Here is a 15,131-nt window from a genome sequence, read left to right as displayed (position 1 = left end):
ATAGGAAACAATGCATCCTTTGGGCGCAACCAGCTTATTTCATTTGGTCGAGACAATACCGACGCTGCTTTCTCGAAGAAGTCATAGCGGGGAGAAACATTGCATCGCCGGTTAACCGGATATCGCTTTGGCTGGAGTCAACCACTATAGAACCGAGCGCAGGTCCGTTTTAACGAAGTCGTCTCCTACATAGAGCAATGGACAGCCATGCTCGTGAGCAACTTCATAGGAAAAGCAGTCACCATAGTTGAGCGAAGCTGGGTGAATGCCTTTGCCCCATCTGGCGTAAGCGTTGGCGACCCGGCGTGCGGAAGCGGCTGTCACGGATACGATTTCGAAGCCGAGCCCGGAAATCAACGCGTCAACCTCTTCACCGACATTACGTCGCGCAGCAACAATGAGGGCTTCAGTAACTGTTCCGGCGGAAATCAATAGCTCATCAGACTGTTCGATTGCCGTCATGCAAGCTTCGCCTTTGGGCTCATTGAGCACGATCGCCATGAGCGCGGATGTATCGACGGCGATCATATGGGCATCCCATCGTCGTCATAAAGAAAGTCCTGACTACGCGCAGCATTAGCCCCGGGTAATGCTTTCGCCGCCGCCGTTGCCCTCACCCTTTCCATCAGTGCGCGTCGGCCCTTGGGGCCGGGCGCTGCCGCAACGGCTACAAGCCGTGCGATCTCATGGCCGCGACGGGTCAAAATGACTTCATCCCCGGCTTCAGCTCGCTTTACCAGTTCGGTGAGCTGGCCTTTCGCGTCACTGACAGATACGCGCATGGTCCATGTTCCTTTGTGTTTCGCACATACTTAGCATAATAAATGGTCCATGTTATGGTCCATGTCAATATTGACCAGGCAACTGATATTGAATCTGATGGGTTGGTCCCGAACATTACAGCCTATGAGGATGCATCATTTCCAGCGCATCGATTACGTATGCTTGCCGCAAAAACAACATGCAAGGACAGATGGCGGCAGATTATAAATGAAGTCGAACGCATTCGAACGAAACATCGTCTGACCCTTCAGGAAGGTGTTTCAGAAGCGCAATTCCGTGAAATGACTGAAGTAGGCGTGAGTCTTGTCGTCCCGGCTGGAATCCATGACGCCTATCTGGAAGCGGTGCGCCCACATCTGATCACGCTCGAGGAATTCATCGGAGATGTTCGCACGGCGTGACAGCGGCAGTCACTATGCTACGTCCGCTGCTAGGAAGTATGACAGTCATTTGTCCTCCTTACTGGTCGCAAGACCCGCTACCGTAAGACCATAAACGAAATGAGCCGCGGGAATGCACGTGGATTGCCCGATCTGGCATGATGCGTTCAAGCTAATTGCATTGTTGCGCCATGGCATCTCGGTATCTTTATTGATGATGCAGGAACATAGGCCTGCTTGGGTGGATTATGTTTTGGGTGTGGAATAAAGCAGAAGCCAGATGTGATCCGCTTTTCTCTGATGTAACGGATATGTCCGTGAGGATTTGGGGCGTGGGGTATTCGGATTGCGGGCGGTTGAGCTGTTTTGCGGGGCAGGGGGCATGTCTCTTGGGTTGAAACGTGCAGGTATCGAAGTGGTCGGGGCATATGATGCCTGGGATCCCGCCGTTGAGACCTACCGTCATAATGTCGGGCCATATGTTCACAAACACGACCTGAAAGATATTTTCGCTGTTGCGCCTGCGATCGCCCGAATGGCCCCGGATCTGATCGCTGGCGGACCGCCATGCCAGGATTACTCGGTTGCGGGCAAGCGGGTGGAAGGAGAAAACGCGTCACTGACCCGGGCTTTTGCAATGCTCGTCTGTCTCGCCAGACCACAATGGTTTGTGATGGAAAACGTTCCACAGGCAGCCCGCTCCGAAGCGTGGGCAGATGGACGTAAAATGCTGGTGCGGGCTGGATACGGATTGAGCGAGTGCAAGCTGGACGCTTCCTGGTATGGCGTTCCGCAGCTCCGAAAGCGTCTGTTCGTTATTGGGCGTCTAGGAGAACGGCATGAGTTCCTCGATTCAAGCCTTGTTAAGGCGCGATCGGAACGCCAGACAGTCATCAGCGACGTACTGGATATTCCGGAAGGTTGGGTCTATGCGCGGCCTTTTCGCGCCGGACGCGGAGTTCGTGGTATCCATGAACCGTTTCCTACTGTGACGCGTACAGCCTGGGAACGGCTGACGGATCGCTATCTGAACAATCCCCATCCTGCCGATCCGGTTCCAGCTTCGCAGGCAGCGATGCTGACGACACTACATCTGGCGATGCTACAGGGTTTCCCGAAAGACTGGCAGTGGAAGGACGCAACGCGACAGGACGTTCATCAAATGATTGCTAACGCCGTTCCCTCTCCACTGGCCGAAGCGATCGGTCATGTCATCCTCGCGCGCGAGAACGGTCAAAGCATTCCCAACGTCGAAGGCCGTTTCATGAACTGGCTGATGGAAACGGGGCGCTCGCCCCAATCGGCACGCAATGTCAAGTCGCAGGTCAACCGGGCGCGCCGTCTTTTAGGAGGACGAACATTCTCCGATACAGGACTGGAATTGGCCCGGCTGGAACTGAATGCCGAATTCGAAACACTGACGGTTCGGACGAGATCGGATCTGCGTGCCGCTCTTCGTCTTTATGCAGAGTATCTCGATCGCAAAGGCAAAGCCGCCCATTCTCGCATCGCGAAGATTTCAAGAATGGCTGTTTGAGGATACGTATTCATCGAGCGCGTGAACCGGAGGCTGGAGCAATTCGGTTATCTGTTGCAAAGAAGTCAGGCGACTTCCTCATAACCGCGTTTGCGACGAACCGCGACAAGTCTACGAAGAAGTGCGTTGGCTGATGCTTCGTCCAGAACTGTTTGCTGCACGGATTGTCCAAGTGTCCCGATCCGTCCCCAGGATCGCATGACGCACCATTCGCCGAACAAATTCGGTTGAACCGATAAGGTGTAGAAGCGCCGCATATTGTTGTGCAGCTCGATCTTACGAAAATGTATTGGAAGTGAACTCTGTTTCGACATGCGCGCAGAATCCGACATCGAGGCGAGAGCGTCCAACGCATTTTATGAATCGATCCTCGCTGATCGATTCATGCCGTTGATGAAATCGCAGCGAGTCCATGGCGATATAAAAATCTGGCGCGATTTTAAATGCCAGGATGGCAGATCTCCCGGAAATGGAGCGATCGGTGCAGAAGCGCTCATTGTCACGTTTCCACCGCTCGTCTGGCGGTAAAGGCTGGGCATTTCAGGTCGTGATGCAATGGGAACGCTGATATGACTTGCCGGTGGGGCAACTTGATGTGGCGCTACCGTATTTCAGGGTACCCACATAGCGTATCAAATCAGAATAATTTGCAATCTTGCGATTCCAGCTTTTGGATTAACGTTGCGGGCATCCGGAAAACTGTTACGAAACCGGATTATCCGATTCATCGATAAACGACGTTTGAGAGTCGGGAACCGATGCAGGACGGTCCCACCGTGTTCGAGGGAGCGTCAGGGGGCGTAGAGCAAAAGAATCTGGTAGACAGGCGTTTTCCCAGGTAGGTCCTCCAGATTCAAACGCCGTTTGACGCCATATTCATTCCCGTAAGGGTAAATGGATTTTATAGAATTGATTTACGTCTTGGGCATGTCGTCATGAGTTGCCCGCAACGTACCACAACGTGTCTGCACGTCATTCCAATTTGCCCGCAACGCATTTCAAATCGAGACAATTTGCATTAATCCGATTCAAAACCTCAGAAAAGCGTTGCGCGTTTCCGCACAAACGTTGCCAGATTCGAGATTTCCGTTTCAGCTACAAACGGCGTTTGCCAGCTATGCCAAGCGCGGAGACAAGCGTTTTGTGCCAATTGGTTTGCGGCACACCATGGCTGTCAACAGAGCTGATAAACTGGAACATCCGTGACGACAGACCGGTAGAAGACGGAATGGTTGCGTAAAATAATGGGAGTGATAGGGGAGGTCGACGTGCTTGAAGACAGCCCCTACTAGTTCGGTGGGATGATATGGTCCCCATACGAGCAGGATTAAGGTGCAAGCCAAAGCTGGGCGCAATGAACAGATCACCCGGCGCGAGGCGCTGGAGCTATCGACTGACCGCTTGCAGTCTAAATATACAGGCTGAATGAGAAGCTGTGGAAGAGAGCTATACCAAGGTTCGGCATTGCTATTCTCCCGCAGCTCACCATAGGTCGATAGCGTAGGCGTTCTGCTTTTTTCATTTGGCGAGATTAAATGCGTTCAGCCCATTTTTTGAATCAATTGACGCCGGGCGATACCGCCGTCTGAGCGGTGTTTGAACGTGGCATCATGGCCGAATCCAGTACCTGCTGGCAAAATTCGTCGTCGCGCAGGATAGCATGGCGATTCAGAGCATCCAGAAGCAAGGAATCGAATTGATCACCACGAGCGCTGAACCGCTCCTGCACATAAGAGATCTTAAACTTCATTCCAAAATAGACGCATTGCTCAGCGTCCGACCAGGTTGGATCGAAAACCTCACCTTCACTGTTGACGAGCCAGGCATGGTGCAGCGGGATCGGCAATTCGAGATCGCAAGCATAGCCTTCGACATAGCTGAACTGCTTCTGGCGATGGTTGCGAGGCGAAATCACTTCGGCCTGCGCATTCGCAAAGCAGGCCTTAGGGATTGAGAAACGGGCATTTTCGGACTGTGCCGATACGCGCCAGAACTTGCCATGAGACAGGAGAGTGGTTGCCACTCCCCAACCCGGTTCTGTATTGGCCGAATCCGTTATGTATTTTTTGAGAAGTGTGGCGATGGCGACCAGGTCCCCGCTATAAATCTGCATGCAATAATCCTTTTAAATAATATAGGCCCGATGAGTAACACGTCATCGTATGTAGAATGACACCATCAAAAGATAGGGTAGGCAAGCCCCTGATTCAAACAAACTGCGATACGGGGTGGGATAGTGGCTCCACCATGTTTTTATGAACGGCGATGTGATTGCGTGCCCAGCCATTCGTAGCGCAGCAGACACTGCCCTCTTTACCGAACGCCCTTGGCGATTAGTTCCGATGCCGTAGTCGGAGGGACTCCAGGCCCGGCTGCTTGTCCGGTTGTTCTTCTGTCGAGGCCCGCCATTTCCGCATGGCAATGTTCAAGGTTCGCAACCTGCTCTGATCTGGTCCGTGGCCTTATAATCGAAGAATCGTAAGCGAGTTTTTGTTGTCGCATCTGTTGTAAAGAGTGCCATTGCTTGCCGCGGCTGAAGAATAGCTGCAGAAGCAGCGACCTTGTTCCAGCAACAAATCAATCGTGGCGATGCGAACGGCGTCTGCGGTGGCCAGCCCTGCGAGCGACATGGATTGCAATGATTTTCCCGCACTACATCTGGAATTGTGAGGCTGGAAAAATGACGTGCAGACACATCAATCCAGATTGTGGGCAAGTCACGTAGATTTTTTTCCGATTTGCAGTAACTGGATTCTCAACTCGAGATTTGCGTTACAGAGTTCCGGACATGTGTTGCCAGATCCGGGATCTCCGATTCAGCGGTAAACGCCGTTTGCGGGCAGGCGTGGGATGGTGAAAAAATGCTTTGCGCCGACGGTTTTCGAGCTCAAGCTTTGATTATTGGTACGTGATCTGGAGTAGCCATGACATCGAGCAGGCAGCAGTCGGAACGTTTGCGCAAGCAGCGCGAACGGCAGAAGGACTATCGCGATCGTTTGAGGGTACAGCGCAAACCGACGCGTGACGACATAGCACGAGTGCTGCTGCATTTTATGATCGTCAAAGCGGTGAAGTCTGGCAATCAGGACGGGACGGAGAAGCTGATTGATATGCTTCTTGATGCGCTGACGGATCAGGGCTTCGATAAAGATGCTTCATTAGAAGTCATTGATGACCTGATTGTCAGATACACAAAAAGCGGCTGGGATTTCCGTCGCAAGATGCATCTGAGGCCCGGCGGGGTTCTTGACGACACCGAACATTGAGGATCGTTTTCCAAACCATACCGTTTCGATTTCAACCTGAAAATTTTACAAACGTAGTTTGTGCTTTTTGTCTGTTGTCCCCCCATTACTTCATGAAACGCTGTTTGCACATGAATCGGATTTCTCAAGGTTAACGGAGGCGGACGATCGTCGAGGCTTAAGAAGAGAAACAACGGGATTGCTCAGGATCGTCGGTGGTAACGTCACCGCTATCCATGAAAAATATGCAGGACATTTCGCTGCTGAAGCCCATCCTGTGGATAACTTCAAGCTCCACATTTAGGCTTCCTCAAAAACTCAATACAAAGCAAAAAACCTATGGCCACTACGTTTTATCACTGTTTTAGTGAAGCCAAAAAAGCCGGTTATATCCGGGACTTAGATAAAAATGCTTAATTGGGATCTTTTTTCGTTCCGGATCCTTGCAGCGCAATTCAGATCCTGCAATAGTCGCCTTGCCTGATTGATCAGGCGCCTCCATCCCGGTGCTGGTAACACCTGAATGGAGACTGACTTAGCCTGCCAACACAGGAGCCAAGCTTATGACAACTCTTATCGATATTCGTGGCGGATTAAAAGATCCACTATCAGAATTCCATGTCGACATAGCGGCTCCGCAGCGGAGATAATTTCCGCTTCTGACGCGTTCGGTGCTCTTTAAGGCACGAACTCCCAATTTCCCATTCTGTCAGTCTGGTCGTGTGCGTTCGCGCGCAACGCTAAGATCTTCGCTGTCTTCAAAATCTGTGGCCACTCGCAATGGCAACCTACCTTCACACCCATTTGACTCCGGCGACCAACAGTCGCTTTGGAGATGGAGAAATCATGTTTGCAGAAACCGTAATTGGCTACATTGATCTCATTGAACACAAATTCCCGCAGCGAAGCTACAAGCGTGAATTAAACGCAGCGCTACACCTGTCGTTATGTTTTCATTTGATTGACCGTGCTCATGACAGAAGTAGCCGGAAACGAGCTTTGTCAGAGCAGATATTCCGTTGTGCCTTATGGAACACCGGCGAAAAAATCATCGGCCTTATTGAAGAAGCTGTAGCAAAAGCGGCGGTAAAGGTTCAAAGAGATTTCCGCTCATCTCGTTCTATGCCACTCACGCGTGATACTTTCAATGACGTGATCGAGTCTGTCACATCGAAATCCCTCGCAGACGAAAACGACACAGACCGAAGCGCCTCGGAACTTCCGACAGACCCTTACACATTCGAATTGGTGTCCTATGAACAGGAGCGCAAATGCCTCCGTGTGCTCAGTCTGATTTATGGCATCAGCGGCCATAAGGGGGCTCTGGATCAATGGCGCATTGAAGCATCGACCGCCTCAGCATTGTGGGAGCGGCTGGCGCAACAGTATTATGGCATTGATATCGATCACTACGAATTCGTGCTGATCGACCCATTGCTTAGTGAAAGCCTACCCGAGGAGGGGATCTGGGCGCTATCCGATCTCGATGGGCTACTGGGGATCCCGGAGATCGCGGAAAAAGTGTTGGGCGTGCAAGAGGCTCTCAGAGAAGAACTCATCAAATGGCTTGGCGACACATTCGCGAAAACCGAAGAGGAGCAAGCGCGGCTGATTGATGAAGAGATCGCGCAGATGGCGTTTGAAGCACTCGACAGCAAGTCTGGGCCGGAGATTCAGATTTTGACGCCGGATAACGTGTTGCGCTGAGCAGACAGGGGCCGATCAGTCGATGCGTCGTGCGAAGCTTGTGAAACTACGTGGCACGGACTTATCCGTTATGCAGTAGAGCGGACGTTCACTGCGATGCAGACGAACAGGGGTATCTGCCATTCTCAATGGCGAGCTAAAGACCAACCGATGGGAGCAAAGGCAATAGATAAGGTAGCGGAGAATCTTCTGCCCAGATATTCGGGGTGAATGCCTGTGTCACGCTGAACGGCTCAGCTTTGCTCTCAATAACAATCAAATGCATGGAAATTCAGGAAACACCCCCGGACGCGTCATTGCGCGCCCGAACGGTCCATCATTTTGTTCATTCATCAGGAACACGGCATGACAGTTACAATCAAAAATGGAAACTACAATCGCGAGCAGCTCGAGCTTGAAATCAGGATGCTGAAAGCTCTGGTCGATGATCTGCAGCGGATATTGGAGGGTGATTATCCAGACGAACAGTTACTGACAAATTCACCAGCGATCACAAGCTGGAAGCTGAGTGCACGGCGGGCAACGTGTCTGGAAGGCGTATTATTCGAACATCCTCGGCTCCGACAAATCGTACCGCATGGCATCACGTCCGAGCTCTGGCTTCTGGATCTCGACCGGAACTATGCCCGCACATTCAGCCGCTTTTACCGGCTTGGCCAAAAAGACATCGGGCAATGAGAAAGAATGAAACTGATCAGGCTACGCACATCAATCGGCAGGACAGCCGGCGTGGAAGCTTCGCCATGTCTGTCAGAAACGCGGCGGCCTGTCATGGAGAACCAGACACGAAAACGGCTTCGAGATTACCAATAGGAATAGAGAGGGAACGGCATGAAACTCTGGATCTGGTCTGATGTGCATAATGAACTGCAGGAAGTCGTTTATCCACCACGTGAACAAGCGCCGGACTGTGATCTGATCATGATTGCCGGCGATCTCAATGCGGCGCCAGATCTCCATTTGACACTAGAATTCCTGATCAGGCGCTACGAGAAGCCTATTATCTATGTCCCCGGAAATCACGAATTTTATCAGAACAAGTGGATGATGAACGACCGGGACCGTTCGCTTGAAAGCGACAGGCAGACCATCAAGGCAATCGAGGCGCTTTCTCTGCAATGGCCGCAACAGTTTTATTGTCTTGATGCGGATGAGGTGATTATCGACAATACGCGCTTCATTGGCGCAAGCCTATGGGTCGATTTCCTGATGAAACTCCCCGCGAAGTCTGATTTGCCGCAGCGGATGTGGATGGCGCGCCAGATGCTCAATGATTTTCATGCAATCTCCATGCAGGACGGCAAACGATTCACGCCGGAGGATATGCTGGAGCTACATCGTTCAGATGCAGCTTACATTCGAAAAAAGCTGGCAAAACCATTTGACGGCTCCACTGTGGTATTGACCCATCACATGCCGCATCCCGATTGCACGCCGCCGGCTTATGCGGGGCAAGAGGCAAATTTTCTGTTTGCCTGTGGCGCAGAGGCTTTCAATAACATCCTGCATTCCGAACAGGCCCCGGATATATGGATCTGTGGTCATACACATCATGCCTTTGACGTTCAGATCGGCCGAAGCCGCATTGTCTGCAACCCCTATGGGTACCGGTGGGAGCAGGGCAGAAACGGCTTTCGGTGGGACTGGGTGATAGCCATGGAATAACCGCCTGTACGGAGCACAGGATTCTGACTGACAGGGAGCTAACAGGCATCGGGCGATAAGGAAGCCTGTAGCAAAAGGAGGGCCAAAGCCAATCACATGAACACCTCTCGTGTCTGCTGCCATCGATTTGCCCGTGATACGGTAGCATTCCGATCTCCAGGTCGCTTTTCCGTCGTGGTCGCCGAGCGGGAAGGAATTATGGTGGTCGGCGGATAGGGGCAAACGTCGTGCCTGCTATCCAGATCTAAGCCGAGGTCCATCGAACCCGATGTTTTGGTAAGGGGTATTTTTAACGTGGGCCGGATAAATAGCGCTTTCGACCCTCCCGATATTAAAATCCGCGATTTGATTGCGGATGCCACTGACGCGCCCCAACATGCGACATTATGTCATGAAATAGGAATTAAAACGCATCGAAATGAAGCCATTTTGGGGCCATTTGGGCACCATTGGACCTGTTACAAAAGCATAAGCATTTGATATTATTGTAATATTATGCTTTACTATTGAAGGTAGCGCTTTTTGAAGCTGACAGACAATCATTTTCAAGAAAGGATTTTTCAATGATTGGAACTTCGCCTTTAGACTACGGTATCGACAAAACGAGCAACGGCATTGCAGCGCGCATGCTCAAGGATTTTGAGGAGGGACATTTTTCGTTTCTTGCCGATGAGGCCACCGTCGAAAAACGCTATAATCAATCAGGACAAGGTTCAGTCTGGCACGATTTCAGACGAGCCTGTCGCGCTTATTCCACGCTTAATGGATGTGTGGTGATTGTTGATGACACGAACCAATGTTTTGTCGATAGCGTTGATATCCATGGTGAGTACGAATTCGATTTCGCGAATGAATTCGCTCGCCGCGCAGCCCCAACCTATCGCGAGCGGTTGCTCGCACTTGGAAAGCAAGGCCCTGTCCGGTTGACGCTCTACAGACTTCCCCGGGCCAACTACGAAAACACCGCATGGGGCCATTTCTGGGAGCGTGGAGAATATATTGGCGAAATGAGAATGGCACTCGCGTAAGCGGCCATTTAGGAACCCATAGTCTATCGAAATATGAAACCGGCAGCACGCGTCATACGTGCTCCCGGTTTTCTTATTTGGGTTGTCGGCTTCAATTCGTCAGGTCTGGTGAAACCCGGAATCAGCCATTCAGCACGGTCGTCGCAGACCTGGCGGGTGTGACGACAGGCTTCTTCGAGCGCGATCCAGATGGTCGGCCGATTGCCTCAGGGTTTGCGCTCTTGGCTGTTTGTCAAACTTTAACGTCCCAAACCTGCCAATTGTGCTTGTCGCAACGGTCGTATCTATCCAGTCACATAATTCTGTTCAGCGCCCAGTTAGAAATTTTCATCGGCGTTCATGATCCGTTTGCGCCGGTGGCTGATTGGTCTCACACTATATCTATTGGCTTGTTAGAGATGATAAAATGTTAAAAGAAATTCCATGGGACATATTCGGCGAGAACGCGCAGGTGCTTGATGAAGCGGACATTCCGGTTTGTGACGGGTGTGCGTATTATTGTATCTTGCAATATGCAGGTGTCGATCGGTTGATCTCACGGCTGCGCATTTTCGATCTGGATACCGAATACTGCTATTCGCTGTACGGTCATTTTTCGAAAATTAATGCGATCGTCCTTGCTGGTAGCTTGCCGCCGGCGCTCAAAGAATTCGACGGCGTGCGCTGCCAGGTCGGTCAGCTCGAAGTCAGTAGTGGGAGCTTCTACGGAGCTGCCCCCATGACCCCACCGGCAACCAAGTACGCACTAAAAGTGGTAGATCCAGGTAACACGACGCTTGCTCAAAATGAGATGTACACAGTGTGGGGTTTCGGAATTCGTCCTTGTTCCGCGCACGAAGCTGAATTCGCCACCTTTGCCGCAGAGGAGGCGGTGCGTCGGGCGATAGAAATCGCAGCCGAGGGTGAATGTCTGACTGACGATAGACGGCCGTGAAAGAAGATCGGTGGCATTTGACCCGGAGAAGAATGAACGGTCGGGATCGGTTATGAGAAAACTGATATCACGAATTTATCCATGATGAGAATCCAGCAATGATCTTAAGAAACACAAAATCAAACCCGACGGAACCTGGCGATCCCGGGTAGCGCTGACAGACTCTAAGGCCGGTATTGTTGAATTCCAAAAGCTGCGACGGATTTACCCGTGTGCGTTGATGACGGCCAAAAAGGCCGGGCCATAGCGTTCGAGTTTTGCATCGCCGACACCGGGCACGTCGGCCATTTGGGCGCGGGAGGCTGGTCTGGCTGTGGCCAGTTCGATCAGTGTCCGATCGTGAAAAATGACGTAAGGCGGGACATTTTGCGTGCGCGCGATCTCTAGCCGCTTCTCACGTAGCGCCTGAAACAGCGCCTCATCACGCTCCGAAAGGGCGGATGTTACCGATTTTCCACGCGAAACAGTCCCACGTGATGGCTTCGATTTCCGCGGGACACGCAACATGAGCGCCTGCTTTGCGCGCAAAAACTGCCTGCCTGTCTCCGAGATCGACAAACCGCCGTGCCCGGCAAAGTCGACATCAATCAGCCGCTGTGCGACCAACTGCCGTACGATCGCGCGCCGGGTGTGATTGTCATGCTCGCGGCCAATTCCGAAAGTCGAAATCTGGTCGTGGCCGAAGCGGCTGATGCGCTCATCGTCGACGCCAAGAAGGACATCGACAATATATGCTTGCCCGAACCGCTCCCCGGTTCTGTGAATGCAGGACAATATTTTCTGTGCAGCTATTGTCCCATCGAAGAGGGTTGGTGGCTCGGCGCAGGTATCGCAATTGCCGCATGGTTCGCATCGATCACCGAAATAAGAAAGCAGCACCTGTCTGCGACAGTTCGCCGTTTCGGCCAACCCGAGGAGAATGTCGAGTTTCTGCCGCTCCATCCGCTTGCGCTGATCAGGCGCGTCGGATTCCTCGATGAAGCGGCTGCGCAGGACGATATCGTCATAACCGTAGAGCATCATCGCCTCGGCTGGCAGTCCGTCACGTCCCGCACGACCTGTCTCCTGATAATAGGCTTCGATGCTCCCCGGCAGATCGATATGGGCGACGAAGCGAACATCCGGCTTGTCGATGCCCATCCCAAAGGCAATCGTCGCCACCATGATGACCGCCTCGTCGTGCTGGAATCGTGCCTGGTTCGCCTCGCGCGCGGACTTTTCCATACCGCCGTGATAGGAGAGGGCGTCGTAGCCCAGGCTGCGCAGCCATTCGGCCGTTTCTTCTGTCTTCCGTTTCGAAAGACAGTAAACGATGCCGCTTTCGCCTTGGTGATCCTGTAGAAAACGCTTCAACTGCGTGCGGGGATTGTCCTTCTCCATGATCGCATAGCGAATATTGGGACGGTCGAAACCGGCGATGAAGGCATCGTGCTCATCAATCTGCAGATGCGACAGGATTTCGGCACGTGTCGGCTCGTCGGCGGTTGCGGTCAATGCCATGCGTGGCGTGTTGGGAAACTGCGCCATCAACACATCAAGCTGCCGATAGGACGGCCTGAAATCATGCCCCCATTGCGACAGGCAATGTGCTTCGTCAATAGCGATCAGCGAGAGAGGCACATCGCGCAGGCGTTGCAACGTATCCGGCCTGAGCAGTGTTTCAGGCGCGACATAGAGCAGATCAAGCGCCCCGGCATGGATATCTCGCCACAAGGCCAGTCTGTCATCGCCAGCAAGGTCGGAATTAAGCGCTGCAGCTTTCACACCCGCCTGCCGGAGCGCGGAGACCTGATCGGCCATCAGCGCCAGAAGCGGTGAAATCACTAACCCCATGCCCGGCCGCACAAGGGCGGGAATCTGATAGCATAGCGATTTGCCGCCGCCTGTCGGCATCAGGACGAATGCATTATTGCCTGCTATCGCGTGCGATATGATTTCAACTTGCCGCCCGCGGAAGGCATCATATCCATAAATGGTTTTGAGAATGTGGAGCGGGTCGGTCGTCATCAGTCGTCATGTCATCGCTTGTTGTATAGATTCCACAGCCACATTCATAGCAGACCTCAGCGGAAAACCAGTCTTTATCCGAGGCATGAGCAGACAAAGGGACAATCTACCGATCATAAATGCAGTTTTTAGTGATCTGCCCCTTCAGCGGCAGATTCTCTTTGAACGAACAACAGCACCGCTCAGTCGCGTAGCCAGTTTTCGACCCTCAGAGCACGGATACGTGAGAATTCTCCGGTATTGGCCGTGACTAACACCATCCCGAGCGCATAAGCATGGGCAGCGATGAGGAGGTCATTCGGACCGATGGGCTTGCCAACGGCTTCTAATTCGGCTCGGATTCGCCCATATTCGGCGTCGGCAGGCGTATCAAGTGCGAGCACTTGTATACTTCCAAGAATGGCCTCGATGTGCGCCAGCAGCTTCGGCGATCCTTTCTTGGCGCATCCAAAGCGTAACTCCGCTGCCGTGATGATACTGACGCAAACTGCTTCTGGTCCAACCTCGGCGATGCGTCTGGCGACAGCGCCCTTGGGGTTTCGTGCAAGCTCGGACACGACATTGGTGTCGAGCATGTAGAGGGCGCTCACAGGTCGATTTCTTTCAATGGTAGCAGGGTATCGTCAATATCAGGGAACTGATCTTCCGGTCCAAGTGGTTCCAATCCAGCAAGCACTTCCAACAGGTTCGGGCGACGCACCGGCTCTATGATAAGTCGATCTCCATCGCGATGGATCATCACCCGGTCGCCGGGAAGTTCGAAGTCAGCTGGAATGCGTACCGCCTGACTCTTATTGTTACGGAAGAGTTTTGCTTCGCGGGATGGTGTAGGTTCGGAGTGTCGGAGCTGTGGCATATTGGTCTCCTTTGTATATACACGAGTATATACAACGTGACAGGATAAATTTCAAGCGGAGCGGGGTCGCTAGCGCGCAATTGTACGTCGTTCAGCGATGTTGTAGCGGTTCATAGTGGGCACCAAACTAAGATGTGGGATGGCATCGTCGGCGGTGGGAGTGCACAGTGGAGACGCCATTCTTCGTAATTATATATGCAAAATAATAACGGAGTTATCCGTGATGGGAAAATCCCGGGCGCATAAATGGCAACGAAGGCAAAGGTTCTAGATAAAATATATAAGAAAATCAATAGTTTATCAAAAATCGCATAATATGTATTATGGAACACAGTTATTGATATTACTGATAATATTATGCTTTGATGCGTTGATCACCTTTATTCGGCATTGTGAAATTTGTGCTTTCATACTGACGGGCGGATTAACAATAAGCCCTCCGATTTATGTCCGCGGGTCTCACCCACCGTACTGCTTATTGGGCCCGCCCAAACCTGAATTCTGAGCGGTCAAAGATAGATCCACACTCGCCGCCGATAGCACCGCTGCCGCCAGCCGCCATAGTATCGCTGCCTTTCGCACACGCGGCGCCAAACTCTTCGTCTGTGTCGACGAGGTGGGCGATGATGATGCCGGCGATAACCATGATGGCCGCCACGATGACGGGATCGCCGGTCTCGACTGCCTGCTGGCTGTGGCTGGATGCCAGACGTTTCTGTATCGAGCGCCTTCAGGTCGGAAAGAATATCTTCGCCTACCGGGATACCGGCTGTTGACGGTGTCGGTTGAGATAGTTGCGCGAAAGCGACGGCTCCCGCAACACCAAACAAGCCTGCCAGAAATGACCTTCGATCCATCTACAAAAGAGAGGTGGCTTCTCTATTCGGCGAGCTAAAGTCAAGCGCTTCGATATTTCACAATCTCCGCATTTCATGGTCTTTCGCAGGTTCTTGCTTCTCTCCGGAATCGGCGCTTTGGCCCTTCCACTA

At 52.3% G+C, this 15,131-nt stretch carries 16 protein-coding genes; 9 read left to right on the top strand and 7 right to left on the bottom strand.

Going from position 1 to position 15,131, the window contains the following annotated elements:
- Window positions 1-144: 144 nt before the first annotated feature.
- Together F9K91_RS21430 and F9K91_RS21425 are read right to left on the bottom strand one after the other, a co-directional pair.
- Window positions 145-528, bottom strand: a complete 384-nt coding sequence (locus F9K91_RS21430) for a type II toxin-antitoxin system VapC family toxin (RefSeq protein ID WP_151678680.1) — start codon at window positions 526-528, stop codon at window positions 145-147.
- Window positions 525-782, bottom strand: coding sequence for a type II toxin-antitoxin system Phd/YefM family antitoxin (locus F9K91_RS21425; RefSeq protein WP_112591074.1), 258 nt, complete (start codon window positions 780-782; stop codon window positions 525-527). Before F9K91_RS21425 ends, F9K91_RS21430 begins: the two co-directional genes overlap by 4 nt.
- A 42-nt stretch (window positions 783-824) precedes the next feature.
- Here F9K91_RS21425 and F9K91_RS21420 point away from each other — a divergent pair, with 42 nt between their 5' ends.
- Window positions 825-1,184, top strand: coding sequence for a type II restriction endonuclease (locus F9K91_RS21420; RefSeq protein ID WP_235913339.1), 360 nt, complete (start codon window positions 825-827; stop codon window positions 1,182-1,184).
- Window positions 1,185-1,545: 361 nt separating this feature from the next.
- Window positions 1,546-2,700: a DNA cytosine methyltransferase gene (locus tag F9K91_RS21415; RefSeq protein ID WP_235913338.1), complete on the top strand. Its 1,155-nt coding sequence runs from the start codon at window positions 1,546-1,548 to the stop codon at window positions 2,698-2,700.
- Between the two features lie 65 nt (window positions 2,701-2,765).
- On the opposite strand, the gene F9K91_RS21410 is transcribed toward F9K91_RS21415, so the two are convergent.
- Both F9K91_RS21410 and F9K91_RS21405 read right to left on the bottom strand, forming a co-directional pair.
- Entirely contained in the window at window positions 2,766-3,014 is a 249-nt protein-coding gene (locus tag F9K91_RS21410; protein WP_151678679.1) for a WGR domain-containing protein, read from the bottom strand.
- A gap of 1,244 nt (window positions 3,015-4,258) precedes the next feature.
- Entirely contained in the window at window positions 4,259-4,813 is a 555-nt protein-coding gene (locus F9K91_RS21405) for a hypothetical protein (protein ID WP_151678678.1), read from the bottom strand.
- 811 nt (window positions 4,814-5,624) lie between these two features.
- Here F9K91_RS21405 and F9K91_RS21400 point away from each other — a divergent pair.
- The 6 genes from F9K91_RS21400 (at window position 5,625) to F9K91_RS21375 (ending at window position 11,279) form a co-directional block, all read left to right on the top strand.
- Complete coding sequence (locus tag F9K91_RS21400) at window positions 5,625-5,966, top strand: hypothetical protein (RefSeq protein ID WP_112593132.1); 342 nt, start codon at window positions 5,625-5,627, stop codon at window positions 5,964-5,966.
- Window positions 5,967-6,791: 825 nt separating this feature from the next.
- Window positions 6,792-7,652 (top strand): hypothetical protein, encoded by an 861-nt coding sequence (locus F9K91_RS21395; protein ID WP_151678677.1) that lies wholly within the window; start codon window positions 6,792-6,794, stop codon window positions 7,650-7,652.
- A gap of 345 nt (window positions 7,653-7,997) precedes the next feature.
- Window positions 7,998-8,330: a hypothetical protein gene (locus F9K91_RS21390; RefSeq protein WP_151678676.1), complete on the top strand. Its 333-nt coding sequence runs from the start codon at window positions 7,998-8,000 to the stop codon at window positions 8,328-8,330.
- A 153-nt stretch (window positions 8,331-8,483) separates the two neighbouring features.
- On the top strand, window positions 8,484-9,317 hold the full coding sequence (locus tag F9K91_RS21385) for a metallophosphoesterase (RefSeq protein ID WP_151664428.1): 834 nt from the start codon (window positions 8,484-8,486) through the stop codon (window positions 9,315-9,317).
- Window positions 9,318-9,880: 563 nt separating this feature from the next.
- Complete coding sequence (locus F9K91_RS21380) at window positions 9,881-10,345, top strand: hypothetical protein (protein WP_112593126.1); 465 nt, start codon at window positions 9,881-9,883, stop codon at window positions 10,343-10,345.
- A gap of 406 nt (window positions 10,346-10,751) precedes the next feature.
- Window positions 10,752-11,279: a hypothetical protein gene (locus tag F9K91_RS21375; protein ID WP_151678675.1), complete on the top strand. Its 528-nt coding sequence runs from the start codon at window positions 10,752-10,754 to the stop codon at window positions 11,277-11,279.
- 204 nt (window positions 11,280-11,483) lie between these two features.
- On the opposite strand, the gene recQ is transcribed toward F9K91_RS21375, so the two are convergent.
- The 3 genes from recQ to F9K91_RS21360 form a co-directional block, all read right to left on the bottom strand.
- A complete protein-coding gene (gene recQ, locus F9K91_RS21370) occupies window positions 11,484-13,286 on the bottom strand; it encodes a DNA helicase RecQ (protein ID WP_151678674.1) in 1,803 nt (600 codons plus the stop codon).
- Window positions 13,287-13,468: 182 nt separating this feature from the next.
- Window positions 13,469-13,876, bottom strand: a complete 408-nt coding sequence (locus F9K91_RS21365) for a type II toxin-antitoxin system VapC family toxin (RefSeq protein ID WP_024899200.1) — start codon at window positions 13,874-13,876, stop codon at window positions 13,469-13,471.
- The gene (locus F9K91_RS21360; protein ID WP_024899201.1) at window positions 13,873-14,142 is read right to left on the bottom strand and encodes an AbrB/MazE/SpoVT family DNA-binding domain-containing protein; all 270 of its coding nucleotides are present in this window, start codon (window positions 14,140-14,142) and stop codon (window positions 13,873-13,875) included. The genes F9K91_RS21365 and F9K91_RS21360 overlap by 4 nt, the downstream gene beginning before the upstream one ends.
- A 623-nt stretch (window positions 14,143-14,765) precedes the next feature.
- Here F9K91_RS21360 and F9K91_RS26060 point away from each other — a divergent pair.
- A complete protein-coding gene (locus F9K91_RS26060) occupies window positions 14,766-14,918 on the top strand; it encodes a hypothetical protein (RefSeq protein WP_167522248.1) in 153 nt (50 codons plus the stop codon).
- Window positions 14,919-15,131: the final 213 nt, after the last annotated feature.

The sequence above is a fragment of the Brucella tritici genome, from assembly GCF_008932295.1.
In the GTDB taxonomy this organism is placed as follows: domain Bacteria; phylum Pseudomonadota; class Alphaproteobacteria; order Rhizobiales; family Rhizobiaceae; genus Brucella; species Brucella tritici.
The sequence above is the reverse complement of the archived record's forward strand: the minus strand, read 5'-3'. Positions and strand labels throughout refer to the sequence as shown.